This window comes from Pseudomonas sp. BIGb0176, assembly GCF_024810175.1.
GTDB classification, from domain to species: domain Bacteria; phylum Pseudomonadota; class Gammaproteobacteria; order Pseudomonadales; family Pseudomonadaceae; genus Aquipseudomonas; species Aquipseudomonas protegens.
Window position 1 is genome coordinate 314,953 of the sequence record NZ_JANUEC010000001.1, and the last position, 25,529, is coordinate 340,481.

25 protein-coding genes are annotated in these 25,529 nt (G+C 61.8%); 9 read left to right on the forward strand and 16 right to left on the reverse strand.

The annotated features are described in order from the left end of the window. Positions 1–17: 17 nt before the first annotated feature. From purB to M2395_RS01265, 5 genes are all read right to left on the reverse strand, one after another. Entirely contained in the window at positions 18–1,388 is a 1,371-nt protein-coding gene (purB, locus tag M2395_RS01245) for an adenylosuccinate lyase (RefSeq protein ID WP_019092906.1), read from the reverse strand. A gap of 119 nt (positions 1,389–1,507) precedes the next feature. Beyond that, a complete protein-coding gene (gene hflD / locus M2395_RS01250; RefSeq protein WP_011062179.1) occupies positions 1,508–2,131 on the reverse strand; it encodes a high frequency lysogenization protein HflD in 624 nt (207 codons plus the stop codon). Beyond that, complete coding sequence (gene mnmA, locus M2395_RS01255) at positions 2,128–3,261, reverse strand: tRNA 2-thiouridine(34) synthase MnmA (protein ID WP_015636291.1); 1,134 nt, start codon at positions 3,259–3,261, stop codon at positions 2,128–2,130. The genes hflD and mnmA overlap by 4 nt, the downstream gene beginning before the upstream one ends. 71 nt (positions 3,262–3,332) lie before the next feature. Then, the gene (locus tag M2395_RS01260; protein WP_053152686.1) at positions 3,333–3,779 is read right to left on the reverse strand and encodes an NUDIX hydrolase; all 447 of its coding nucleotides are present in this window, start codon (positions 3,777–3,779) and stop codon (positions 3,333–3,335) included. Between the two features lie 148 nt (positions 3,780–3,927). After that, entirely contained in the window at positions 3,928–6,153 is a 2,226-nt protein-coding gene (locus M2395_RS01265; RefSeq protein WP_123430480.1) for an NADP-dependent isocitrate dehydrogenase, read from the reverse strand. A 504-nt stretch (positions 6,154–6,657) separates the two neighbouring features. Between M2395_RS01265 and icd the strand changes: the two genes are divergently transcribed. Then, the gene (icd, locus tag M2395_RS01270; protein ID WP_011062175.1) at positions 6,658–7,914 is read left to right on the forward strand and encodes an NADP-dependent isocitrate dehydrogenase; all 1,257 of its coding nucleotides are present in this window, start codon (positions 6,658–6,660) and stop codon (positions 7,912–7,914) included. 79 nt (positions 7,915–7,993) lie between these two features. On the opposite strand, the gene cspD is transcribed toward icd, so the two are convergent. Beyond that, the gene (gene cspD / locus M2395_RS01275; RefSeq protein ID WP_019092905.1) at positions 7,994–8,257 is read right to left on the reverse strand and encodes a cold shock domain-containing protein CspD; all 264 of its coding nucleotides are present in this window, start codon (positions 8,255–8,257) and stop codon (positions 7,994–7,996) included. Between the two features lie 218 nt (positions 8,258–8,475). Between cspD and clpS the strand changes: the two genes are divergently transcribed. Continuing rightward, positions 8,476–8,838 carry an ATP-dependent Clp protease adapter ClpS gene (gene clpS / locus M2395_RS01280; RefSeq protein ID WP_011062173.1) on the forward strand — a complete coding sequence of 121 codons (363 nt, stop codon included), beginning with the start codon at positions 8,476–8,478 and terminating at the stop codon, positions 8,836–8,838. A 29-nt stretch (positions 8,839–8,867) separates the two neighbouring features. Next, positions 8,868–11,138 carry an ATP-dependent Clp protease ATP-binding subunit ClpA gene (gene clpA, locus M2395_RS01285; RefSeq protein ID WP_011062172.1) on the forward strand — a complete coding sequence of 757 codons (2,271 nt, stop codon included), beginning with the start codon at positions 8,868–8,870 and terminating at the stop codon, positions 11,136–11,138. A gap of 127 nt (positions 11,139–11,265) precedes the next feature. Here the strand turns inward: clpA and infA are convergent, their stop codons facing one another. The 4 genes from infA to trxB form a co-directional block, all read right to left on the reverse strand. Then, a complete protein-coding gene (gene infA, locus M2395_RS01290) occupies positions 11,266–11,484 on the reverse strand; it encodes a translation initiation factor IF-1 (protein WP_002553999.1) in 219 nt (72 codons plus the stop codon). 100 nt (positions 11,485–11,584) lie between these two features. Further along, positions 11,585–12,292 carry an arginyltransferase gene (locus tag M2395_RS01295; protein ID WP_015636288.1) on the reverse strand — a complete coding sequence of 236 codons (708 nt, stop codon included), beginning with the start codon at positions 12,290–12,292 and terminating at the stop codon, positions 11,585–11,587. 58 nt (positions 12,293–12,350) lie between these two features. Continuing rightward, positions 12,351–13,031 (reverse strand): leucyl/phenylalanyl-tRNA--protein transferase, encoded by a 681-nt coding sequence (gene aat / locus M2395_RS01300; protein WP_015636287.1) that lies wholly within the window; start codon positions 13,029–13,031, stop codon positions 12,351–12,353. Positions 13,032–13,103: 72 nt separating this feature from the next. Then, positions 13,104–14,054 (reverse strand): thioredoxin-disulfide reductase, encoded by a 951-nt coding sequence (gene trxB, locus M2395_RS01305; RefSeq protein WP_015636286.1) that lies wholly within the window; start codon positions 14,052–14,054, stop codon positions 13,104–13,106. Positions 14,055–14,349: 295 nt separating this feature from the next. Here trxB and M2395_RS01310 point away from each other — a divergent pair, with 295 nt between their 5' ends. The 6 genes from M2395_RS01310 to cysG all read left to right on the forward strand — a co-directional run bounded on the left by M2395_RS01310 (position 14,350) and on the right by cysG (position 21,872). Further along, positions 14,350–16,758, forward strand: coding sequence for a DNA translocase FtsK (locus M2395_RS01310; RefSeq protein ID WP_011062168.1), 2,409 nt, complete (start codon positions 14,350–14,352; stop codon positions 16,756–16,758). A gap of 68 nt (positions 16,759–16,826) precedes the next feature. Then, on the forward strand, positions 16,827–17,450 hold the full coding sequence (gene lolA / locus M2395_RS01315) for an outer membrane lipoprotein chaperone LolA (RefSeq protein ID WP_011062167.1): 624 nt from the start codon (positions 16,827–16,829) through the stop codon (positions 17,448–17,450). A 33-nt stretch (positions 17,451–17,483) separates the two neighbouring features. Beyond that, positions 17,484–18,809 (forward strand): replication-associated recombination protein A, encoded by a 1,326-nt coding sequence (locus M2395_RS01320; protein ID WP_011062166.1) that lies wholly within the window; start codon positions 17,484–17,486, stop codon positions 18,807–18,809. Continuing rightward, entirely contained in the window at positions 18,806–19,180 is a 375-nt protein-coding gene (gene crcB / locus M2395_RS01325) for a fluoride efflux transporter CrcB (protein WP_041119048.1), read from the forward strand. Before M2395_RS01320 ends, crcB begins: the two co-directional genes overlap by 4 nt. 16 nt (positions 19,181–19,196) lie before the next feature. After that, entirely contained in the window at positions 19,197–20,477 is a 1,281-nt protein-coding gene (gene serS, locus M2395_RS01330; RefSeq protein WP_011062164.1) for a serine--tRNA ligase, read from the forward strand. Then, positions 20,478–21,872: a siroheme synthase CysG gene (gene cysG, locus M2395_RS01335; protein WP_053152675.1), complete on the forward strand. Its 1,395-nt coding sequence runs from the start codon at positions 20,478–20,480 to the stop codon at positions 21,870–21,872. 71 nt (positions 21,873–21,943) lie between these two features. On the opposite strand, the gene M2395_RS01340 is transcribed toward cysG, so the two are convergent. The 6 genes from M2395_RS01340 to tusD all read right to left on the reverse strand — a co-directional run bounded on the left by M2395_RS01340 (position 21,944) and on the right by tusD (position 25,416). Next, positions 21,944–22,945, reverse strand: a complete 1,002-nt coding sequence (locus M2395_RS01340; protein ID WP_123430481.1) for a glutathione S-transferase family protein — start codon at positions 22,943–22,945, stop codon at positions 21,944–21,946. A gap of 88 nt (positions 22,946–23,033) precedes the next feature. Then, positions 23,034–24,035: a glycosyl transferase family protein gene (locus M2395_RS01345; protein WP_011062161.1), complete on the reverse strand. Its 1,002-nt coding sequence runs from the start codon at positions 24,033–24,035 to the stop codon at positions 23,034–23,036. Then, entirely contained in the window at positions 24,032–24,367 is a 336-nt protein-coding gene (locus M2395_RS01350) for a TusE/DsrC/DsvC family sulfur relay protein (RefSeq protein ID WP_077934485.1), read from the reverse strand. Before M2395_RS01350 ends, M2395_RS01345 begins: the two co-directional genes overlap by 4 nt. Then, the gene (gene tusB, locus M2395_RS01355) at positions 24,364–24,660 is read right to left on the reverse strand and encodes a sulfurtransferase complex subunit TusB (protein ID WP_123430482.1); all 297 of its coding nucleotides are present in this window, start codon (positions 24,658–24,660) and stop codon (positions 24,364–24,366) included. Before tusB ends, M2395_RS01350 begins: the two co-directional genes overlap by 4 nt. Further along, the gene (tusC, locus tag M2395_RS01360; protein WP_015636278.1) at positions 24,660–25,022 is read right to left on the reverse strand and encodes a sulfurtransferase complex subunit TusC; all 363 of its coding nucleotides are present in this window, start codon (positions 25,020–25,022) and stop codon (positions 24,660–24,662) included. The genes tusB and tusC overlap by 1 nt, the downstream gene beginning before the upstream one ends. Position 25,023: 1 nt before the next feature. Then, positions 25,024–25,416 (reverse strand): sulfurtransferase complex subunit TusD, encoded by a 393-nt coding sequence (tusD, locus tag M2395_RS01365; protein ID WP_019092899.1) that lies wholly within the window; start codon positions 25,414–25,416, stop codon positions 25,024–25,026. Between the last annotated feature and the right edge of the window lie 113 nt (positions 25,417–25,529).

A 25,529-nucleotide genomic window follows, 5' to 3' on the forward strand; every position in this document is an offset into this window, starting at 1 on the left:
AAAGGTCGAGCAATCGGTCAGATGCGCTTGGCCTGGGCTGCGGCATTACCGATGTAGCTGGCCGGGGTGAGCTGTTTCAGCTCGGCCTTGGCCGCGGCGGGCATGTCCAGCCCGTCGATGAAAGTCTGCAGCGCTTCTGGGCTGATGCCCTTGCCGCGCGTCAGTTCCTTGAGCTTTTCGTAGGGGTTTTCGATGTTGTAGCGGCGCATCACGGTCTGGATCGGCTCGGCCAGGACTTCCCAGCAGGCGTCCAGGTCTTCGGCGATTTTCTGGGCGTTGAGCTCCAGTTTGCTGATGCCCTTGAGGCTGGCCTCGTAGGCAATCACGCTGTGAGCAAAGCCCACGCCCAGGTTGCGCAATACGGTGGAGTCAGTCAGGTCGCGCTGCCAGCGGGAGATCGGCAGCTTGCTCGCCAGGTGCTGGAACAGGGCGTTGGCGATGCCCAGGTTGCCTTCGGAGTTTTCGAAGTCGATCGGGTTGACCTTGTGCGGCATGGTCGAGGAACCGATTTCGCCGGCAATGGTGCGCTGCTTGAAGTAGCCCAGGGAGATGTAGCCCCAGATATCGCGATCGAAGTCGATCAGGATGGTGTTGAAGCGGGCGATGGCGTCGAACAGCTCGGCGATGTAGTCGTGCGGCTCGATCTGCGTGGTGTAGGGGTTGAAGGCCAGGCCCAGCTCGTCTTCGATGAAGGCGCGGGCGTTGGCTTCCCAGTCGATGTCCGGGTAGGCCGAGAGGTGGGCGTTGTAGTTGCCCACGGCGCCGTTGATCTTGCCCAGCAGCGGCACGGCAGCGACCTGGGCGATCTGGCGCTCCAGGCGGTACACGACGTTGGCCAGCTCCTTGCCCAGGGTGGTCGGCGAGGCCGGCTGGCCGTGGGTGCGCGACAGCATCGGCACTTCAGCGAAACGGATCGCCAGTTCGCGGATGGCGTTGGCGGTCTGGCGCATCAGCGGCAGCATCACTTCATCACGGCCTTCGCGCAGCATCAGGGCGTGGGACAGGTTGTTGATGTCCTCGCTGGTGCAGGCGAAGTGGATGAACTCACTGACGTTGGCCAGTTCAGGCAACTTGGCAGCTTGCTCCTTGAGCAGGTACTCGATGGCCTTAACGTCGTGGTTGGTGGTGCGCTCGATCTCTTTGACGCGCTCGGCGTGCTCCAGCGAGAAGTTCTCTGCCAGGGCATTGAGCACGGCGTTGGCTTCGGCGGAGAACGCCGGCACTTCGCTGATGGCGCTATGGGCGGCCAGGCGCTGGAGCCAGCGCACTTCAACGAGGACGCGAGCACGGATCAGACCGTATTCGCTGAAAATGGGGCGCAGGGCCTGGGTTTTGCCGGCGTAGCGGCCGTCAACAGGGGAAACCGCAGTGAGCGAAGAGAGCTGCATGGGGTGTTCTCGGACAGTCGGGCAACGAAATGGGGCGCGTATCATACATGAAAATATCCACCGGTCCGTTGCCAACTGACCAGCGTCTTACGCGCAGCTCTTGAAAAATCAGGCGCAGCTCAGCTGCTGCGCATCAACGGATAAAGCTCTTTGAGCAATTTGCGCCGGCTGATCACCAGTTGCCAGCGATGGCCGCCCAACTGTCGCCACAGGCGTGCCGAGCGGATGCCGGCCAGCAGCAGGGCGCGGATCTTCGAGGCATTGCTGGGCTGCTGCAGGTTGCGCATGTCGCCGTGCACCTGAATGCGCTGGCGCAGGGTGCTCAGGGTGTCCTGGTACAGCCCGCCGCACGCGGCGATGACGTTTTCGTGGGCTGGACCGAAATGTTCTACCTGGGACTGGATCTGCGGCAGGCGTTTGCCGATGGTCTCCAGCAGGTCGTCGCGCTTGGCCAGCTGGCGCTCCAGGCCGAGCATCGACAAAGCGTAGCGCAGCGGTTCGCGCTGCAGGGTGCTGGGGTCGCGCTCCAGGGCGCCGATCAGGGCCCGGTAACCCTCGCGCAGGTTGATGTCGTCGCCGCCGTAGACTTCCAGGGTGTCTTTCGGGTCGCGGATCAGCAGGCTGCCGAGCATGCAGCTCAAGGCCGCTTCGCTGACCTGGCCGGTCTTGGCGATCCGGTCCACCAGTACGGCGGCCAGGAATACACCGCCCAGCGCCGTCAGTTGTTCCTGAATCGGGCTCATGGACGGGCGTCCTTGCTGCTCCAGGGTTCGGCCACTTCGATCACGCCGCCACCGAGGCAGATCTCGCCGTCGTAGAACACCACGGACTGGCCGGGAGTGACGGCGCGCTGTGGGTCGTCGAAGGTGGCGCGGTAGCCGTTGGCGGTCTTTTCCAGGGTGCAGGGCTGGTCGCTCTGGCGGTAGCGTACCTTGGCGGTCAGGCGTCGCGGCTGGCTCAGGTCGATGGGGTTGACCCAATAGATGTCGGAGGCCAGCAGGGCGCGGGAGAACAGCCAGGGGTGATCATTGCCCTGGCCCACGATCAGCTCGTTGTGCTCCAGGTCCTTGATCAGCACGTACCACGGCTCTTCGCCGGCGTCTTTCAGGCCGCCGATGCCCAGGCCCTGACGCTGGCCGATGGTGTGGTACATCAAGCCGTGATGGCGGCCGATGACTTCACCTTCGGTGGTCTTGATCTCGCCGGGCTGGGCCGGCAGGTATTGCTTGAGGAAGTCGCTGAAGCGCCGCTCACCGATAAAGCAGATGCCGGTGGAGTCTTTCTTCTTCGCCGTGGCCAGGTCGTGTTTTTCGGCAATGGCGCGCACTTCGGGCTTTTCCAGCTCGCCTACCGGGAACAGGGTCTTGGCGATCTGCTCGCCGCCAACGGCGTGGAGGAAGTAGCTCTGGTCCTTGTTCGGGTCCAGGCCCTTGAGCAGTTCGGTGCGGCCGTCGATGTCGCGGCGGCGCACATAGTGGCCGGTGGCGATCAGGTCGGCGCCGAGCATCATGGCGTAGTCGAGGAAGGCCTTGAACTTGATTTCGCGGTTGCAGAGGATATCCGGGTTCGGCGTGCGGCCGGCCTTGTATTCGGCCAGGAAGTGCTCGAACACGTTGTCCCAGTATTCGGCGGCGAAGTTGGCGGTGTGCAGCTTGATGCCAATCTTGTCGCACACGGCCTGGGCGTCGGCCAGGTCGTCCATGGCGGTGCAGTATTCGGTTCCGTCGTCTTCCTCCCAGTTCTTCATGAACAGGCCTTCCACCTGGTAACCCTGCTCCATCAGCAGGAGGGCGGAAACGGAAGAATCCACGCCGCCGGACATGCCGACAATGACGCGCTTCTTTTGGTTATCAGAAGGGGCTGGATCACGCATAGGAATTCAACGGGTGTCTTGAAAAAGGACGCGATTCTAACAGGCTGAGGCCTGCAAGGCTAAAACTGCGGTTAAAGCATTGGTCGGATCAGTGCCAGGCTGTGCAACTGGCCATCCAGGTAATCGTCCAGGCACTGCAGGATCAGCTCGCTGCGCCAGTTGGCCCGTTGCTCCAGCAGTTGCTCGCGGCTCAGCCAGCGCGGGCCGATGATGCCGTCATCCAACTGATAGTCCGGATGATGGCGCAGTGGCTTGGCGGCAAAGCACACGCGCTGGTAGGTCACGCCGTTGCTGGGGGCGGTGTAGAGGTAGATGCCGACCACGCCGGTCAACTCCACATCCCAGCCGGTTTCCTCCAGGGTTTCGCGTACGGCCGCCTGGAGCAGGCTTTCATTGGCATCCAGGTGCCCGGCGGGCTGGTTGAGCACGGCTTGTTCGCCCTGGTATTCCTCGACGAACAGGAAGCTGCCCTGGTCCTCGACGATGGTGGCGACAGTAATATGCGGTTGCCATTCCATAAAGGCACTCCTTTCATAAAGGGTGGGCATTGTAGGAGCCGGCTTGCCGGCGAAGCGAGCGCTGTCTGTTTCGCCGACAGGCCGGTTGCTGCGGGCGCCAGAAGCACAAACCCCGGCGCGGGGCCGGGGTTTGTGTGTTCGCTCGTGCTTACACCAGCGCAGCGATGGCCGCGTTGAGGGTGGCGCTCGGGCGCATGGCCTTGCTCACCAGCTCGGGGTTGGCGCTGTAGTAGCCACCGATGTCCACGGGCTTGCCCTGTACGGCGTTGAGCTCGGCGACGATGGTCGCTTCGTTCTCGGTCAGGGTCTTGGCCAGGGTGCTGAACTGCGCTTGCAGGGCAGCGTCCTCGGTCTGGGCGGCCAGGGCTTGAGCCCAGTACAGCGCTAGGTAGAAGTGGCTGCCGCGGTTGTCGATGTTGCCGACCTTGCGCGATGGCGACTTGTTGTTGTCGAGGAACTGGCCGGTCGCCTGGTCCAGGGTCTTGGCCAGCACCAGGGCTTTCGGGTTGTTGTAGGTGTTGCCCAGGTGCTCCAGGGAGGCTGCCAGGGCCAGGAACTCACCCAGGGAGTCCCAGCGCAGGAAGTTCTCTTCCAGCAGCTGCTGTACGTGTTTGGGAGCCGAGCCGCCGGCGCCGGTTTCGAACAGGCCGCCACCGTTCATCAGCGGCACGATCGACAGCATCTTGGCGCTGGTGCCCAGTTCCATGATCGGGAACAGGTCGGTCAGGTAGTCGCGCAGTACGTTGCCGGTCACCGAGATGGTGTCCTTGCCGTCGCGGGTGCGGGCCAGGGTGAACTTCATGGCTTCAACCGGGGACATGATGCGGATGTCCAGGTCGCTGGTGTCGTGATCCTTCAGGTAGACCTGAACTTTCTCGATCATCACGCCGTCGTGGGCCCGCATCGGGTCCAGCCAGAAAATGGCCGGGGTGCTGCTGGCGCGAGCACGGTTGACCGCCAGTTTGACCCAGTCCTGGATCGGCGCGTCTTTGGTCTGGCACATGCGGAAGATGTCGCCGGCTTCGACTTTCTGCTCCAGCAGCAGGCTGCCTTTGCTGTCGGTGACGCGAACCACGCCGTCAGCCTTGATTTCGAAAGTCTTGTCGTGGGAACCGTATTCTTCGGCTTTTTTCGCCATCAGGCCAACGTTCGGCACGCTGCCCATGGTGGTCGGATCGAACGCACCATTGGCTTTGCAGTCTTCGATCACGGCCTGGTAGATGGTGGCGTAGCAACGGTCCGGGATCACGGCCTTGGTGTCGTGCAGCTGGCCGTCGGTGCCCCACATCTTGCCAGAGTCACGGATCATGGCAGGCATCGAGGCGTCGACGATCACGTCGCTCGGCACGTGCAGGTTGGTGATGCCTTTGTCGGAGTTGACCATGGCCAGGGCAGGGCGGGCTGCGTAGACGGCCTGGATGTCGGCTTCGATCGCAGCTTGCTGGTCGGCCGACAGGGCCTTGATGCGGGCGTACAGGTCGCCGATGCCGTTGTTCAGGTTGAAGCCGATTTCCTGCAGCACGGTGGCGTGCTTGCTCAGGGCATCCTGATAGAACTCGGCAACGATCTGGCCGAACATGATCGGGTCGGAGACCTTCATCATGGTGGCCTTGAGGTGTACCGAAAGCAGTACGCCTTGCTTCTTGGCGTCTTCGATTTCAGCGGCGATGAAGGCGCGCAGGGCCTTTTTGCTCATTACGGCGCAGTCGAGGATCTCGCCGGCTTGCACGGCGGTCTTTTCCTTCAGGACGGTGGCAGTGCCGTCCTGGGCGATCAGTTCGATCTTGACGCTGTCGGCTGCTTCGATCAGGGCCGCTTTTTCGCTGCCGTAGAAGTCGCCGTTGCTCATGTGGGCAACGTGGGACTTGGAGTCCTTGGCCCAGGCGCCCATCTTGTGCGGGTGCTTGCGCGCATAGTTCTTCACCGACAGCGGAGCGCGGCGGTCGGAGTTGCCTTCACGCAGGACCGGGTTCACGGCGCTGCCCTTGACCTTGTCGTAACGCGCCTTGGCGTCTTTGTCGGCGTCGCAGGTCACGGTTTCTGGGTAGTCCGGCAGCGCATAGCCCTGGGCCTGCAGCTCTTTGATCGCGGCTTGCAGTTGCGGGACCGAGGCGCTGATGTTCGGCAGCTTGATGATGTTGGCTTCTGGGGTGACCGCCAGCTCGCCCAGTTCGGCAAGGTGGTCCGGCACCGCTTTGGTACCCAACTGCTCAGGGAAGCTGGCGAGGATGCGGCCGGCCAGGGAGATGTCGCGGGTTTCCACGGCGATATCAGCCGAAGCGGTGAAGGCTTCTACGATAGGCAGCAGGGAATAGGTGGCGAGGGCCGGGGCTTCGTCGGTGAAGGTGTAGATGATCTTCGAGCGGGTGGGCATATTCGGATTAACTCTCTTCTTTGCTAAAGCGTGCGCAGAAACTCGAGGTGCGCCGGGTAAGCGCTTTCGTTCAAAGGTCATCCATGAGCCGAATGTCGAGGTTTCTTCGCGGTGATGTTGGGTGCATCAGTCGAGCGTCAAGCGGGTGGGCTGCGGTAACAACCCGGCTTTGGGCGGCCATTCTCGGCTTGTTTTGTCGGTAGCAGAGCGTTCGGCCGTCGTGACTCTGTGGTCAGCGGCGGCATTATACATAGGTAGCTAGCAAAACGCCGATGCTTCATAGGCGCCCGTTCTCGTCCATTGGTCTAAAGGTCGCAGGCAGGGTGCAGGCGTAGAGTCGCTCGGGGTGCTTTACTTTGGCACTTTTCCCTTTGCTTTCAGGCTTGTAGGCCGCGAACTGTGCAGCTTTCACGGCATATGGGTGGAACATGAGGTTCCCGTCCAGATTCAACTGGGGTACGCTCGAACGCAGCCAGATGTTCAATCCACACAACGGAGTTCAGCATGGGATACAAGAAGATTCAGGTTCCAGCAGTCGGCGACAAAATCACCGTCAACGCAGACCATTCTCTCAATGTTCCTAACAACCCGATTATTCCTTTCATCGAAGGCGACGGTATTGGTGTTGATATCAGCCCGGTCATGATCAAGGTTGTCGATGCTGCGGTTAAGAAGGCTTACGGCGGCGAACGCAAGATTTCCTGGATGGAAGTGTATGCCGGGGAAAAAGCGACTCAAGTGTACGACCAGGACACCTGGCTTCCTCAGGAAACCCTGGACGCAGTGAAGGATTACGTGGTTTCCATCAAGGGCCCGCTGACCACTCCGGTCGGTGGTGGCATCCGTTCCCTGAACGTGGCCCTGCGTCAGCAACTCGATCTTTATGTATGCCTGCGCCCTGTGCGCTGGTTCGAAGGCGTGCCCAGCCCGGTGAAGAAGCCGGGTGACGTGGACATGACCATCTTCCGTGAAAACTCCGAAGACATTTACGCCGGCATCGAGTGGAAAGCCGGCTCGGCAGAAGCCACCAAGGTCATCAAGTTCCTCAAGGAGGAAATGGGTGTCACCAAGATCCGTTTCGACGAAAACTGCGGCATCGGCGTCAAGCCGGTTTCCCTGCAGGGCACCAAGCGTCTGGCGCGCAAGGCGCTGCAATATGTAGTGGATAACGACCGCGACTCGCTGACCATCGTGCACAAAGGCAACATCATGAAGTTCACCGAAGGTGCCTTCAAGGAATGGGCCTACGAAGTGGCGGCCGAAGAGTTCGGCGCGACCCTGCTGGACGGCGGTCCCTGGATGCAGTTCAAGAACCCGAAAACCGGCAAGAACGTCATCGTCAAGGATGCCATCGCCGACGCCATGCTCCAGCAGATCCTGCTGCGCCCGGCCGAATACGATGTGATCGCGACCCTCAACCTCAACGGTGACTACCTGTCCGACGCCCTGGCGGCGGAAGTGGGCGGCATCGGCATTGCACCAGGCGCCAACCTGTCCGATACCGTGGCCATGTTCGAAGCCACCCACGGTACCGCGCCCAAGTATGCCGGCAAGGACCAGGTCAACCCGGGTTCGCTGATCCTCTCCGCAGAGATGATGCTGCGCCACATGGGCTGGACCGAAGCGGCCGACCTGATCATCAAGGGCACCAATGGCGCAATCTCGGCCAAGACCGTGACCTATGACTTCGAACGCCTGATGGACGGTGCAACCCTGTTGTCTTCCTCGGCCTTCGGCGATGCGCTGATCTCGCACATGTAAGCTGTACGGCGCCCAAAGCAAACCGGCCGACTCAATCCCTTGAGTCGGCCGGTTTTTTTATGACTGGATGTTGGTTGGATCAGCTCAGGGCACTTTCGGGCTGGGCCTCGGCGGTGACGATTTCGCCGGGCACCTTCAACGCGCTGATTTTGATCGCATGCAGGCCCTTGGGCCCTTGGATGATCTCGAAGCTCACAGCCTGTCCGGCTTTCAAGGTCTTGTAGCCATCCATATCGATGGCCGAGTAATGGGCAAACAGATCGTCAGTCTTGCCCTCCTCATTAATAAAGCCATAACCCTTGGCGTTGTTGAACCACTTGACCTTACCGCTAGCCATACTCATATCCCTCTGCAACAGACTCCATCACTGGAGTATCATCCAGTTCATCCGCCGCCAAGCTTGGTAAAAAGGTTGACGCCGCGGACGTTTATTACCCAATGTGGGCCCTATTGGTTGTAACACCGTTTTGCCGATAGTCAAGTTGACCCGGCGGTCGGAGTTGAAATCCTTCCAGGGCGCCCCCACCACTGTATTTGCACAACTGACGAACCTTTCTTTCCATGCATGCAATCAGCCAGATTCGACTAACATTCAATCAGGATCGCCCGGACTTGCACGACGACGATTCCGCTGGCTTGGCAGTACAGGAGGCTAAGCCTGCTCTCCAGGCGCCGCCGATGTACAAGGTGGTTTTGTTCAACGATGACTACACGCCGATGGATTTCGTCGTCGAAGTGCTCGAGATGTTTTTTAACCTGAATCGCGAGCTGGCGACCAAGGTCATGCTGGCCGTCCATACCGAAGGGCGGGCAGTGTGTGGATTGTTTACCCGCGACATCGCCGAGACCAAGGCCATGCAGGTCAACCAGTACGCCCGGGAAAGCCAGCATCCGCTACTCTGTGAAATCGAGAAGGACGGTTAACGCCGACCACTTGGGTATGAGGTGAAGCTATGTTAAACCGCGAGCTCGAAGTCACCCTCAATCTCGCCTTCAAGGAGGCCCGTTCGAAGCGTCATGAGTTCATGACCGTCGAGCATCTCCTGTTGGCTCTTTTGGATAATGAGGCCGCCGCCACCGTTTTACGTGCCTGCGGAGCAAACCTCGACAAACTCAAGCACGACCTGCAGGAGTTCATCGACTCCACAACGCCGCTGATTCCCGTGCACGACGAGGATCGCGAAACTCAGCCAACCCTGGGTTTCCAGCGTGTATTGCAACGTGCTGTCTTTCACGTACAGAGCTCGGGCAAGCGTGAAGTCACCGGTGCCAATGTGCTGGTGGCAATCTTCAGTGAGCAAGAGAGCCAGGCGGTGTTCCTGCTGAAACAGCAGAGCGTTGCCCGTATCGACGTGGTCAACTACATCGCCCATGGCATCTCCAAGGTGCCCGGGCATGGCGATCATTCTGAAGGTGAACAGGATATGCAGGACGAAGAGGGTGGTGAGTCGTCTTCTTCGGGCAATCCTCTGGATGCCTATGCCAGCAACCTCAATGAGTTGGCCCGTCAGGGCCGCATTGATCCGTTGGTAGGGCGCGAGCAGGAAGTCGAGCGCGTAGCGCAGATCCTGGCGCGCCGGCGCAAGAACAACCCGCTGCTGGTGGGTGAGGCAGGCGTGGGCAAGACCGCGATTGCCGAGGGCCTGGCCAAGCGCATCGTCGACAATCAAGTGCCGGACCTGCTGGTCAACAGCGTCGTCTACTCGCTGGATCTCGGGGCGTTGCTGGCCGGTACCAAATACCGCGGCGATTTCGAGAAGCGCTTCAAGGCGCTGCTGGGCGAACTGAAAAAACGCCCTCAGGCGATCCTGTTCATCGACGAAATCCACACCATCATCGGTGCCGGTGCGGCCTCCGGTGGGGTGATGGACGCCTCGAACCTGCTCAAGCCGCTGCTGTCCTCGGGTGATATCCGTTGCATCGGCTCGACTACCTTCCAGGAGTTCCGTGGCATTTTCGAGAAGGACCGGGCCTTGGCGCGGCGCTTCCAGAAAGTCGATGTGTCCGAGCCCTCGGTTGAAGACACCATTGGCATCCTGCGCGGCCTCAAGGGGCGTTTCGAGCAGCATCACAGTATCGAATACAGTGATGAAGCCCTGCGTGCCGCTGCAGAATTGGCCTCTCGCTATATCAATGACCGGCATATGCCGGACAAGGCCATCGACGTCATCGACGAGGCAGGGGCCTATCAGCGCCTGCAGCCGGCGGAGAAGCGCGTGAAGCGCATCGAAGTGGCCCAGGTCGAAGACATCGTGGCGAAAATCGCGCGGATTCCACCAAAACACGTCACCAGTTCCGATAAAGAGCTGCTGCGCAATCTCGAGCGCGATCTCAAGCTGACGGTGTTTGGTCAGGATGCGGCGATCGATTCGCTGTCCACCGCGATCAAGCTGTCCCGTGCAGGCCTGAAATCGCCGGACAAACCGGTCGGTTCCTTCCTGTTCGCCGGTCCTACCGGTGTCGGCAAGACCGAAGCGGCGCGGCAGTTGGCCAAGGCCATGGGGATCGAGCTGGTGCGCTTCGACATGTCCGAGTACATGGAGCGGCACACCGTCTCGCGCTTGATTGGTGCGCCTCCCGGCTATGTCGGTTTCGACCAGGGTGGCTTGCTGACCGAGGCCATCACCAAGCAGCCGCATTGCGTATTGCTGCTCGATGAAATCGAGAAGGCCCACCCGGAAGTCTTCAACCTGCTGCTGCAGGTGATGGACCACGGGACCCTGACCGACAACAACGGGCGCAAGGCGGATTTCCGCAATGTGATCGTCATCATGACCACCAACGCCGGTGCTGAAACTGCGGCGCGAGCCTCCATCGGCTTCACGCATCAGGATCACTCTTCCGATGCCATGGAAGTGATCAAGAAGAGCTTCACGCCGGAGTTCCGCAACCGTCTGGATACCATTATCCAGTTCGGTCGCCTGAGCCACGAAGTGATCAAGAGCGTGGTGGACAAGTTCCTTACCGAGCTTCAGGCGCAGCTGGAAGACAAGCGCGTGCAGCTGGAAGTGACCGATGCCGCTCGCAGCTGGCTGGCCGCCGGTGGTTACGACGTGACCATGGGCGCCCGTCCGATGGCGCGCTTGATCCAGGACAAGATCAAGCGTCCCCTGGCCGAGGAGATCCTGTTTGGCGAGTTGTCCGACCATGGCGGTGTGGTCCACATCGACATCAAGGATGGCGAGCTGACCTTCGATTTCGAGACCACGGCGGAAATGGCTTGATCGCCGCATAACACAGCAGTACAGCCAAAGGCACCGGGAGGTGCCTTTGTGCTATCTGGCGTTTGAAACGTTTTTTTGCAGACGAACAAAAACGCCCGGCATAACCGGGCGTCTTGTATTGACTTGCTTAGCGAGCGCGGTAAGTGATGCGCCCTTTGCTCAAGTCATAGGGCGTCAGCTCGACGCGCACTTTGTCACCGGTAAGAATACGAATGTAGTTCTTGCGCATCTTGCCGGAAATATGCGCGGTTACGACGTGCCCATTTTCCAACTCCACACGAAACATGGTGTTGGGCAGGGTGTCGACGACAGTGCCTTCCATTTCGAAGCTGTCTTCTTTCGACATGCAGTAAAGCCCTCGGTGTCCAATGAATGGCCCGGTGCAACTGCGCCAGGCAAAAGCGGCGTGCATTGTGCCCGAAAAGTGGGGTTTAAGCCAAGACCTTCTAGTTGAGGATCACCCATCTCTGGTTAACCAGCAGCTCTATGGGGCGATATTGGGTCTTGTAGTTCATCTTTTTGCAGTTCTTGATCCAGTAGCCGAGGTACACCGCATCCAGCCCCAGGCGCAGGGTTTCGCCGATTTGCCAAAGGATTGCAAAGCGCCCGAGGCTGCGGCGCTCTTCGTCGGGTTCATAGAAGGTGTAGACCGCTGACAGGCCATTGGGCAGCAGGTCTGTGACCGCCACGGCCAGCAGGCGGCCGTCCAGGCGGAACTCGTAGAAGCGCGAGAAGGGCAGGTCTCGAACCAGAAAGGTCGAGAACTGGTCGCGGCTTGGGGGGAACATGTCGCCATCGGCGTGGCGTTGCTCGATGTAGCGCTGGTAGAGGTCGAAATACTCTTCGCTGAAGCAGGGTTTGGCCGCGTGTACGGTCAGGTCGCTGTTGCGTTTGAGAATGCGCTTTTGCTGGCGGCTGGGCAGGAACTGTGTAGCAGGAATGCGCGCCGGCACGCAGGCGTTGCAGTTCTGGCAGTGGGGGCGATACAGATGATCGCCGCTGCGCCGAAAGCCCATTTCCGACAGATCCGCGTAGACATGCACGTCCATGGGCTGGCTGGGATCGAGGAACAGAGTGGTCGCCTGTTCGTCGGGCAGGTAGCTGCAAGAGTGGGGTTGGGTGGCATAGAACTTCAGGCGCGCCAACTCGGTCATGAGTCAACCCTCGGAATAAGCTTTGCAATTAAGTGTAAGCCACCCCCGGCAAACCCGCCTAGGAAACCCATATGGCGCGGCTCGGCAGGTCCAGGTGGTGTTTCAGGTAATTCGCGAACTCTGGCCGGGAAATGGATCGGGCGCCGAGGCTGTGCAGGTGTTCGGTGGGCATCTGGCAGTCGATCAGCACAAATCCCCACGCCTTCAAGCGTTCCACCAGAGTGGCAAAGCCGAATTTCGAGGCATTGTCGGCGCGGCTGAACATCGACTCGCCGAAAAACAGCTGCCCCATGGCCAGTCCATACAAGCCGCCCACCAGCACTCCCTGATCCCAGACTTCCACCGAATGGGCGTAGCCGCGTTGATGCAGTTGCAGGTAGGCGCGTTGCATCGCTTCGCTGATCCAGGTGCCGTCGGCATAGGCGCGAGGCGCTGCACAGGCGCTGATGACTGCGGCAAAGTCCTGATCGAAGGTCACCTGATAGCGTTGTTTGCGCAACAGTTTGCCCAGGCTGCGGGAGACATGCAGTTCGTCCGGGAATAACACCGTGCGCGGATCGGGGGACCACCAGAGAATCGGCTGGCCTTCGGAAAACCAGGGAAAGCAGCCGTGACGATAGGCCTGGATCAGGCGGTCGGCAGACAAGTCTCCGCCCGCGGCCAGCAAGCCATTGGGCTCGCGCATGGCCTTTTCCAGCGGCGGGAAGTCGAGTGTGTTGCGTTGTAACCAGGTCAGCATGGTATCCAGACTTGCGGCAGGGGAGGGCGGTGGCGAGCCATTGCGGGCCCGCCACAAGCGTAGGGCGAGGGCTTAGTTGTCGTCGAGGAATTTTTCCGCATCCAGCGCTGCCATGCAGCCGGCGCCGGCCGAAGTGATGGCCTGGCGATAGACGTGGTCGGCCACGTCGCCGGCGGCAAATACCCCCTGGATGCCGGTGGCCGTGGCATTGCCTTCGCTGCCGCCACGCACCAGCAGGTAGCCGTCGCGCATCTCCAGCTGGCCCTGGAACAGATCGGTATTGGGCTTGTGGCCGATGGCGATAAACACCCCGGCCAGTGCCAGATCCTTGGTTTCTCCGCTGTGGCTGTCCTTGAGGCGGGCGCCGGTCACGCCGCTGGCATCGCCCAGCACTTCCTCCAGGTGCTGGTTCCAGTGCAGGCGGATATTGCCATTGGCGGCCTTGTCGAACAGCTTGTCCTGGAGGATCTTCTCGGCTCGCAGCTTGTCGCGGCGATGCACCAGGTGCACTTCTTTGGCGATGTTCGACAGGTACAGTGCTTCCTCCACGGCGGTGTTGCCGCCGCCCACCACGGCCACCACCTGATTGCGGTAGAAGAAGCCATCGCAGGTGGCGCAGGCGGAAACCCCCTTGCCGGCAAAGGCCTCTTCGGAGGGCAGGCCCAGGTATTGCGCCGAGGCGCCAGTGGCGATGATCAGCGCGTCGCAACTGTAGGTGCCGCTGTCGCCGATGAGGATAAACGGCCGCTGCTGCAACTGTGCGGTGTGGATGTGGTCATAGACGATCTCGGTGTCGAAGCGTTCGGCGTGTCTCTGCATCCGCTCCATCAGCACCGGGCCGGTCAAGCCTTCGACATCGCCGGGCCAGTTGTCGACTTCGGTGGTGGTGGTCAGTTGGCCGCCGGCTTGCAAACCGGTGATCACCGTCGGTTTGAGGTTGGCCCGAGCGGCATAGACGGCAGCGCTGTAACCGGCAGGGCCAGAGCCCAGAATGATCAGGCGTGAATGCTTCGCATCGTTCATAAAAACACCTCATAAGCCTTTGTCACAAAAGAGAATGCATGCTCCAATTGAACAGTGCGTAACAGGCCGTTGACTATGCTGGTCGGAGGGTTCCGACGTGGCATGGCGTGAACAAACCCGTACAATACGACGCTGTACCGGGTTTATTCAGAATTGCACTGTTTCAGAAGCAAGGGGCAGAGTGTTAAAAGTAGCCCCAGTTACGCCGGTCAACTTTATTTACCTGCTCGGATTGAGCAGTATCTTGTAGTCAATCACCCGTTGGACGCGCCCTTGGCGCAGGAAAAGACGCGTTTTGAAGAAATCCACCGCAGCACCTAAACCTGTTGTTCCGCTCTGGCGTCAACAATTGCACTACCGGCTCAAGGAGGGTGCGTTGATCGCCATTGGCGCCCTGTGCCTGTTCTTGATGATGGCACTTCTGACCTATGGGAAAGATGATCCGGGCTGGAGTCATAACAGCAAGATTGAAGACGTGCAGAACTTCGGTGGCCCGGCCGGTTCCTACAGCGCCGATATCCTGTTTATGGTGTTGGGTTACTTCGCCTATATCTTCCCGCTGCTGTTGGCGATCAAGACATACCAGATCTTCCGCCAGCGCCATGAGCCCTGGCAGTGGAGCGGCTGGCTGTTTTCCTGGCGGCTGATCGGCCTGGTGTTCCTGGTGCTGTCGGGCGCCGCGCTGGCCCATATCCATTTCCATGCCGCCACGGGCCTGCCGGCCGGTGCCGGTGGCGCCCTGGGCGAAAGCCTGGGCGACCTGGCCAAGAACGCCCTGAACGTGCAGGGCAGCACCCTGATGTTCATTGCCCTGTTCCTGTTCGGCCTGACGGTGTTCACCGACCTGTCGTGGTTCAAGGTGATGGACGTGACCGGCAAGATCACCCTCGACCTGTTCGAACTGTTCCAGGGCGCCGCCAACCGCTGGTGGGATGCGCGCGTGGAGCGCAAGCAACTGGTGGCGCAATTGCGCGAAGTGGATGCCCGGGTCGATGAAGTCGTGGCCCCGAACGTGGCCGACAAGCGCGAGCAGGCCAAGGTCAAGGAGCGCCTTATCGAGCGCGAGCAGGCCCTGAGCAAGCACATGTCCGAGCGCGAAAAGCAGGTGCCGCCAGTGATCACACCGATCGCCACCAAGGCGCCGGAGCCCAGCAAGCGCGTGCAGAAAGAGAAACAGGTGCCGCTGTTCGTCGACAGCGCGGTGGAAGGCACCTTGCCACCGATCTCGATCCTCGACCCGGCAGAAAAGAAACAGCTGAACTATTCCCCCGAATCCCTGGCGGCGGTTGGCCACCTGCTGGAAATCAAGCTCAAGGAGTTCGGCGTCGAAGTCTCGGTGGATTCGATCCACCCGGGGCCGGTGATTACCCGTTACGAAATCCAGCCGGCGGCAGGGGTGAAGGTCAGCCGGATCGCCAACCTGGCCAAGGACCTGGCGCGTTCCCTGGCCGTGACCAGTGTTCGCGTAGTGGAAGTGATTCCCGGCAAGACCACCGTGGGCATCGAGATTCCCAACGAAGACCGGCAGATCGTGCGCTTCTCCGAAGTGCTCTCGACCCCTGAATACGACAACTTCAAATCCCCGGTCACCCTGGCCCTGGGCCACGATATCGGCGGCAAGCCGATCATCACCGACCTTGCAAAAATGCCTCACCTGCTGGTGGCCGGTACCACCGGTTCCGGTAAGTCGGTGGGGGTCAACGCGATGATCCTGTCGATCCTGTTCAAGTCCGGCCCGGAAGACGCCAAGCTGATCATGATCGACCCGAAGATGCTCGAACTGTCGATCTACGAGGGCATTCCGCATCTGCTGTGCCCGGTGGTGACCGACATGAAGGACGCGGCCAACGCCCTGCGCTGGAGCGTGGCGGAGATGGAGCGGCGCTACAAGCTCATGGCCAAGATGGGCGTGCGCAACCTCTCGGGCTTCAACGCCAAGGTCAAGGAAGCGATTGAAGCAGGTACCCCGCTGGCCGACCCGCTGTACAACCGCGAAAGCATCCACGACGAAGCGCCGCTGCTGACCAAGCTGCCGACCATCGTGGTGGTGGTGGACGAATTCGCCGACATGATGATGATCGTCGGCAAGAAGGTTGAGGAACTGATCGCCCGTATCGCCCAGAAGGCCCGTGCCGCCGGTATCCACCTGATTCTCGCCACCCAGCGCCCATCGGTAGACGTGATCACCGGCCTGATCAAGGCCAACATCCCGACCCGCATGGCGTTCCAGGTGTCGAGCAAGATCGACTCGCGGACCATCATCGACCAGGGCGGTGCCGAACAATTGCTGGGCCACGGTGACATGCTCTACATGCCGCCGGGCACCAGCCTGCCGATCCGCGTCCACGGCGCCTTCGTTTCTGATGATGAAGTGCACCGCGTGGTGGAGGCCTGGAAGCTGCGCGGTGCGCCGGAATACAACGACGACATCCTCAACGGTGTCGAAGAGGCGGGCAGTGGTTTCGAAGGTAGCAGCGGCGGGGGTGACGGCGATGATCCGGAAGCCGACGCGCTCTACGACGAAGCCGTGCAGTTCGTCCTGGAAAGCCGCCGGGCCTCGATCTCTGCGGTACAGCGCAAGCTGAAGATTGGCTATAACCGCGCCGCCCGGATGATCGAAGCCATGGAAATGGCCGGGGTGGTGACGGCGATGAACACCAACGGCTCCCGCGAAGTGCTGGCGCCGGGCCCGACGCGCGACTGATCCCTGTTTCGCTTGCAGCGGCGTGAAGTCACGCCGCTCGTATACCCATCCAATTAATGAGGAATTCCATGCGCCTGATTCGCATGTTGCTGCTGCCGGTATTGGCTGTGACCACCTTGTCGGCCCACGCCGACCCCAAAGACGTGGCGCGCCTGACCCAGTTGCTGGAAAAGTCCCAGACCCTGACCGCGCGTTTCTCCCAGCTGACCCTGGATGGCAGCGGCACCCAGTTGCAGGAAACCGCCGGCGAGATGTCCCTGCAGCGCCCGGGCCTGTTCTACTGGCACACCGATGCGCCACAAGAACAGCTGATGGTTTCCGACGGCCAGAAAGTCTCCCTGTGGGACCCGGACCTGGAGCAGGTGACCATCAAGAAGCTTGACCAGCGCCTGACCCAGACCCCGGCCCTGTTGCTCTCCGGTGACGTGTCGAAAATCAGCGAAAGCTTCGACATCACCTCCAAGGAAGCCGGCGGCGTGATGGACTTCACCCTCAAGCCGAAAACCCGCGACACCCTGTTCGACAGCCTGCGCCTGTCGTTTCGCAACGGCATGATCAACGACATGCAGTTGATTGACAGCGTTGGCCAGCGCACCAATATTCTGTTCACCGGGGTCAAGGCCAACGAAGCCATCCCGGCGTCCAAGTTCAAGTTCGACATCCCCAAGGGTGCCGATGTGATCCAAGAGTAAGCAGCCGCAACCGCAAGGTTTCGAAGGTAGTCCATGGACCTGTTTCGTAGTGCCCCGATTGCCCAGCCACTGGCCGCACGCCTGCGTGCGACCAACCTGGACGAGTACGTTGGCCAGCAGCACCTGTTGGCCCGGGGCAAGCCGCTGCGCGAGGCCCTGGAGCAGGGCGCGCTGCATTCGATGATCTTCTGGGGCCCGCCCGGGGTCGGCAAGACCACCCTGGCGCGGCTGTTGGCGGAAGTCTCGGACGCCCACTTCGAAACCGTCTCGGCGGTGCTGGCCGGGGTCAAGGAGATCCGCCAGGCGGTGGAAATCGCCAAGCAGCAGGCCGGGCAATACGGTCGGCGAACCATTCTGTTCGTCGATGAAGTGCATCGCTTCAACAAGTCCCAGCAGGATGCTTTCCTGCCCTACGTGGAAGACGGCACGCTGATCTTTATCGGTGCCACCACGGAAAACCCGTCCTTCGAGCTCAACAACGCCTTGCTCTCCCGAGCGCGAGTCTATGTGCTCAAGAGCCTGGATGAAGCGGCCCTGGGCACCCTGGTACAGCGCGCCCTGACCGAGGAGCGGGGGCTGGGCAAGCGCCAGCTGAGCCTCAGCGATGAAGGCTTCCAGATGCTGCTGTCGGCCGCCGATGGCGATGGCCGGCGCATGCTCAACCTGCTGGAAAACGCCTCGGACCTGGCGGAAGACGGTGGCGAGATCAGTGTCGATCTGTTGCAAAGCCTGCTGGGTGACACCCGCCGGCGTTTCGACAAGGGTGGCGAAGCCTTCTACGACCAGATTTCCGCGTTGCACAAATCCGTGCGCGGCTCCAATCCCGACGGGGCCCTGTACTGGTTCGCGCGCATGCTCGACGGCGGCTGCGACCCGTTGTACCTGGCCCGGCGCGTGGTGCGCATGGCCAGCGAAGACATTGGCAACGCCGACCCGCGGGCCCTGAGCCTGTGCCTGGCGGCCTGGGATGTACAGGAGCGCCTGGGCAGCCCCGAAGGCGAGCTGGCAGTGGCCCAGGCCATCACCTACCTGGCCTGTGCGCCGAAGAGCAACGCCGTGTACATGGGCTTCAAGGCCGCCATGCGCGCTGCTGCCGAGCACGGCTCGCTGGAAGTGCCGATCCACCTGCGCAATGCCCCGACCAAGCTGATGAAGCAGCTGGGCTACGGCGACGAATACCGCTACGCCCATGACGAGCCGGATGCCTACGCCGCCGGTGAAGACTATTTCCCCGAAGAACTCGAACCCTTGCCGCTCTATCAACCGGTGCCCCGTGGCCTGGAACTGAAGATCGGCGAGAAGCTCAAGCACCTGGCCGCCCTGGACCGGGCCAGCCCCTTGCAGCGGAGAAAACCGTGATCCCCCTGATCCTCGCAGTCTCCGCCGGTGGCGTGGCCGGTACCCTGTTGCGTTTCACCACGGGCAACTGGATCAACGCCAATTGGCCGCGGCACTTCTATACCGCGACGCTGGCCGTTAATATCGTGGGCTGCCTGCTGATCGGCGTGTTATACGGGCTGTTCCTGGTCCGTCCGGAAGTGCCGATCGAAGTGCGTGCCGGATTGATAGTGGGCTTCCTCGGTGGCCTGACGACTTTTTCATCCTTTTCACTGGATACCGTGCGTCTGCTGGAAAGCGGACAAGTGGCGCTGGCCCTGGGCTACGCGGCACTGAGTGTATTCGGCGGGCTGCTTGCTACCTGGGCCGGCCTGTCCTTGACCAAACTTTGATAAACGAGAGAACGACATGCTCGATTCCAAACTGTTACGTAGCAACCTTCAGGACGTAGCGGATCGTCTGGCATCCCGCGGCTTTGCCCTGGATGTGGCACGCATCGAAGCGCTGGAAGAACAGCGCAAGACCGTGCAGACCCGCACCGAGCAACTGCAGGCTGAACGTAACGCGCGCTCCAAGTCCATCGGCCAGGCCAAGCAACGCGGCGAAGACATCGCCCCGCTGATGGCCGACGTTGAGCGCATGGGGAACGAGCTGAGCTCCGGCAAGGCGGAGCTGGAAAACATCCAGAGCGAACTGGATTCGATCCTGTTCGGCATTCCCAACCTGCCCCACGAGTCGGTGCCGGTGGGCGAAGACGAAGACGGCAACGTCGAAGTGCGCCGCTGGGGCACCCCGACCGCCTTCGATTTCCCGATCAAGGACCACGTGGCCCTGGGCGAAACCCACGGCTGGCTGGACTTTGAAACCGCCGCCAAGCTGTCCGGCGCGCGTTTTGCCCTGTTGCGCGGCCCGATCGCCCGTCTGCACCGCGCCCTGGCGCAGTTCATGATCAACCTGCACACCGGTGAGCACGGCTACGAAGAGGCCTACACCCCGTACCTGGTGCAGGCTCCGGCGCTGGTGGGCACCAGCCAGTTGCCGAAGTTCGAGGAAGACCTGTTCAAGATCACTCGCGAAGGCGAAGCCGATCTGTACCTGATCCCGACCGCCGAAGTGTCCCTGACCAACATCGTCGCTGGCGAGATTCTCGACGCCAAGCAACTGCCGCTGAAGTTCGTCGCCCACACGCCGTGCTTTCGCAGTGAGGCCGGTGCTTCGGGTCGCGATACCCGCGGCATGATCCGTCAGCACCAGTTCGACAAGGTCGAGATGGTCCAAGTGGTCGAGCCGTCGACCTCCATGGAAGCCCTGGAAGGCCTGACCGCCAACGCTGAAAAAGTCCTGCAACTGCTGCAACTGCCGTACCGCGTACTGGCCCTGTGCACCGGCGACATGGGCTTCAGCGCGGTCAAGACCTACGACCTCGAAGTCTGGGTGCCGAGCCAAGACAAGTACCGCGAGATCTCCTCGTGCTCCAACTGTGGCGACTTCCAGGCCCGCCGCATGCAGGCGCGCTTCCGTAACCCGGAAACCGGCAAGCCTGAGCTGGTGCACACCCTCAACGGTTCCGGCCTGGCCGTGGGCCGCACCCTGGTGGCGGTGCTGGAGAACTACCAGCAGGCCGACGGTTCGATCCGTGTGCCGGATGTGCTGAAGCCGTACATGGGTGGCCTTGAGGTCATCGGCTAAATGGAATATCTGCCGCTGTTTCACAACCTTCGCGGCAGTCGTGTGTTGGTGGTCGGCGGAGGGGAGATTGCCTTGCGCAAATCCCGTCTGCTGGCCGATGCCGGTGCGCAGCTGCGAGTGGTCGCACCTGAAATAGAAGCGCAATTGCAGGAACTGATCGTCGCCAGCGGCGGTGAGTCCCTGTTGCGCGGGTATGTCGAGGCCGACCTCGACGGCTGCACCCTGATCATCGCCGCCACCGACGACGAATCCCTCAATGCCCAGGTCTCCGCCGATGCCCATCGGCGTTGCGTCCCTGTCAATGTGGTGGACGCGCCGGCCCTGTGCAGCGTGATCTTCCCGGCTATCGTCGACCGTTCGCCGTTGGTCATCGCAGTCTCCAGTGGCGGCGATGCGCCGGTGCTGGCGCGGCTGATCCGGGCCAAGCTGGAAACCTGGATTCCTTCCACCTACGGCCAACTGGCCGGGTTGGCGGCGCGTTTCCGCGCCCAGGTCAAAAGCCTGTTTCCGGATGTGCAGCAACGCCGGGCGTTCTGGGAGGACGTGTTCCAAGGGCCCATTGCCGATCGCCAACTGGCGGGGCAGGGCGCGGAAGCCGAACGTCTGTTGCAGGCCAAGATCGCCGGCAAGGCGCCCCATGCGCCGGGCGAGGTGTATCTGGTGGGGGCAGGCCCGGGTGATCCGGACCTGCTGACCTTCCGTGCCCTGCGCCTGATGCAGCAGGCCGATGTGGTGCTCTACGACCGCCTGGTGGCGCCGGCGATTCTCGAACTGTGCCGTCGCGACGCCGAACGCATCTATGTCGGCAAGCGTCGCGCCGATCACGCCGTGCCCCAGGAACAGATCAACCAGCAATTGGTGACCCTGGCCCAGCAAGGCAAGCGTGTAGTGCGTCTCAAGGGTGGCGATCCGTTCATCTTCGGCCGTGGTGGCGAAGAGATTGAAGAGCTGGCGGCCCACGGCATTCCGTTCCAGGTGGTGCCGGGGATTACCGCGGCCAGTGGTTGCTCGGCCTATGCCGGGATTCCCCTGACTCACCGTGACTACGCCCAGTCGGTGCGCTTCGTCACCGGCCATCTCAAGGACGGCACCAGCAACCTGCCCTGGAGCGACCTGGTGGCGCCGGCCCAGACCCTGGTGTTCTACATGGGCCTGGTGGGCTTGCCGACCATCTGCGAGCAACTGATCAAGCACGGTCGCGGCGCCGACACCCCGGCGGCGCTGGTTCAGCAGGGCACCACCAGCAACCAGCGTGTCTTCACCGGCACCCTGGGCAACCTGCCTGCGCTGGTGGCCGAGCATGAAGTGCACGCGCCAACCTTGGTGATCGTTGGCGAAGTGGTCCAGCTACGCGAGAAGCTGGCCTGGTTCGAAGGCGCTCAGTCCGAGGTCTGAAAAGCTTCGCCAGCAAGCCGGCTCCTACACATCCCGCTGTTGTAGGAGCCGGCTTGCCGGCGAAAGCGTCCTCAACCCCTGCACCAAACCCCTTGCCCACTCAACCGCTGCCGATCATGTGCGCGGCTGAAGTCCTGTAACGGCCCCTTCGGCACAATCCCTGTCGGATTGATGGTGGTGTGGCTGGCGTAGTAGTGCCCCTTGATGTGGGTAAAGTCCACGGTCTGGGCAATCCCCGGCCACTGGTACAGCTCCCGCAGCCAGTTCGACAGGTTCGGGTAATCGGCAATCCGTCGCAGGTTGCACTTGAAGTGGCTGTAGTACACCGCATCGAAGCGGATCAGCGTGGTGAACAGCCGCACATCGGCTTCGGTCAGGTACTCGCCGGCCAGGTAGCGCTGCGTGCCGAGCAGGGCCTCCAGCGCATCCAGTTCGGCGAAGACATCATCGAACGCCGTCTCATAAGCCTTTTGCGAGGTGGCGAACCCGGCGCGGTACACACCGTTGTTCAGTGCCGGATAGATGCGCCCGTTGAGCTCATCGACCTTGCTGCGCAAGGGTTGCGGATAGAAGTCCAGGGTATTGCCCGTCAAGCCGTCGAAGGCGCTGTTGAACATGCGGATGATCTCCGCCGATTCATTGCTGACGATGCATTGGCGCTGTTTGTCCCACAGCACCGGTACGGTGACGCGGCCGGTGTAGTCCGCGGTGTCGGCGGTGTAGCGCTGGTGCATGAAGTCGAAGTGGTCCAGGGGGTCGCCGCTGGAGCCGTAGGCGGTGTCGAAGGTCCAGCCGTTCTCGCGCATCAGCCAGCTGACCACCGAGACGTCGATCAGCTTTTCCAGACCCTTGAGCTTGCGCAGGATCAGCGTGCGGTGGGCCCAGGGGCAGGCCAGGGACACATAAAGGTGGTAGCGCCCGGCCTCGGCGGCGAAGCCGCCTTCACCGCTGGGGCCGGGGCGGCCATCGGCGGTGACCCAGTTGCGACGTTGCGCCTGTTCTCGTTGGAAGGCGCCGTCCTTGCCGCTTTCGTACCACTGGTCATGCCAGCGCCCTTCGATCAGCAGACCCATGAAATGCTCCTCGGCTGTTTTGCGTTGGAGTGCAGTCTATGCTCCTGGGTTCGAACAAAAAGCGCAAAGCATGGGCGGTTTTGATCGATTAAATCGATCTGTCCCGGGCATCCCAGTACTGCTGGGCCAGGGCGAAGGCTTGCTCCCGGGGCGTGCCCAGGCCGCGCAAGGCCAGGGCCATGGTGGCCAGCAGGGCCAGTTGCGGGTAGCTGTCTTCTACATCGCCGCGCCACAGCGCCTTGAGGTGCTCGGGTTCCAGGCTCGCAGGTTTTACATGGCGTTGTGCCGACAGTGCCGGCCATTCCTCGTCCCAACTGACGCCACCGGTGCTGCCGTACAGATGGCTGGCGGTGTCCGGGTTGATCTCGATCTCGCCGCCATCGCCCTTGATCACGATGACGTTGTCCCCCAGCAGGCCGCTGGCATCGCGGTGCACTGCCTGGTAGCCGGGGTGGAAGATGCTCTGCAGGCCGCAGCGGGCGCCCAGGGGGTTGAGGATTCGCGCCAGGGAATGGATCGGTGAGCGCAGGCCGAGGATGTTGCGCAGGTCGATCATGCGCTGCAGTTGCGGCGCCCAGTCCCCCAGGGGCATGAAGGCCAGGTTGCCCTGGTCCAGTGCCTGGCCGACCGCCTGCCAGTCACGGCACAGGGGAATCCCCAGGGGTTCCAGCAATTGTTCGGTGTACAAGCGCCCGGCGGTGTGGGCGCCGCCACCGTGGAGCAGGATGCGCACGCCGTTCTGTGCCAGGCACTTGGCCGCCAGCAGGTACCAGGGCAGGTGGCGCTTCTTGCCGGCGTAGGTCGGCCAGTCGAGGTCCAGGGCAATCGCCGGGGCGTTCAGGCGTTCGCGCAAGGCTTCGGTGAAGCCCGCCAGCTCTTGCGGGCTTTCTTCCTTGTGCCGCAGCAGCATGAGGAAGGCGCCCAGTTGGGTGTCCTCGACCTTGCCGTCCAGCAGCATGCCCATGGCTTCCCGGGCTTCCTCGCGAGTCAGGTTGCGCGCGCCGCGCTTGCCCTTGCCGAGAATCCGCACGAATTGGGCGAAAGGGTGTTCTTCCGGGGTCTGGGTGAGCAGGGGGGCGAAATCGTTCATAGGCAATTGGTCGGCTTGGGCAGGCCCGCCAGCTTGGCGGCAAGTTTGGCGGGAGTACCTTTGAACAGTCGGTTCAGGTGCAGGCTGTTGCCCTTGTCCGGGCCCAGCTTGAGGGCGGTGTACTTGATCAGCGGGCGGGTGGCCGGGGACAGCTGGAATTCCCTATAGAAGCCCTGGAGCAGTTCGAGGATTTCCCAGTGTTCCGCGCTCAGCTCAAGCTCTTCGTTGGCGGCCAGGGCTTGCGCCACGTCGGCGGACCAGTCGTCGAGGTTGACCAGGTAGCCGTCCTTGTCCAGTTCGATGGCGCGAGCGCCCAAGGTCAGGGTACTCATAGCCAGGTGTTGACCTTGTCATGCTGGATCGACAGTTCGACGAAGCCCGGGTAATCCACCGCGCGGGCCCAGGCCGGCAGCTCCAGGCCCCGGGCTTGCAAGTCCTCTTCCAGCACATACAGATTCAGGCCGCTACGGGCGCCCAGTTCGCCGTAAAGAGTGGTGCCCGGCTGCAAGGCATAGGCGGCGTCGCCACACAGCAGCAGGCCATCGGCGCTGCCCAGCAGACGCAGGCAACTGCTCAGGCGAGTGTCGGTAAAGGGCGAGTGGGACAACACATGCAAGGTCGACATCAGAGGGTAATCACCTGGTCAAAACGGTCGATGATCCCGGCCAGTTCCGGGGCGTCCAGCAGCTGTACATCGTCAAGACTCAAGCTCGCCGGGTCGAGGCCGCGGGCAGCGAGGCTGGCGCTGCAGGCAAACAGTTCGTCGACGCCGAACAGCGACAGCGCCTGCAGGTTGGCGCTCAGGTCTTTCTGGCGCAGCAGCGAGGCCTGTTGCCCGGGCGCCAGTTGCAGCACGCCATCATCGAGAAACAGCAGGCCGATGGGCAGGTCGAAGGCCCCGCCGGCCAGGACGATATCCAGGGCTTCCCGGGCGCCGGGGCCGGACCACGGCGCCTGACGGCTGATCAACAACAGGGATTTGGCCATCTCACGCCCCTCCAAAACAGATCAGGCGGTCGGCGGCCTGTACCGCGTCATGCAATTGCCCGAGCCCCGACAGCTCCCAGGGGGCCTCTACGCTCACCGACGTGCGTTGGTAGCGCTGGGCTTCGTCGGCATTCAACACACCCCGACGCAGGGCCGCGGCGATGCACACCACGCCGTCCAGTTGATGCTGGCCGACAAACTCGCGCCATTCCCGAGGCAGGTCCTGTTCGTCCTGGGGCGTGACGATGCTGTTGGCGGCGTTGTACACGCCGTCCTGGTAGAAAAACAGCCGGACAATTTCATGCCCGCCCGCCAGCGCCGCCTGGGCGAACAGCAGGGCGCGGCGCGAGGAAGGCGCGTGGGCGGCAGAGAACAGGGCGATGGCGAACTTCATGACGGACTCGATGGATAAAACTGCGGCCATGATAAAGCTTTCTCCGAACATCGGCTAAACCCGTTTCGCCCCTGGGGCTCTGGTTCCAGGCATGCAGGACATATCGGGTAAAG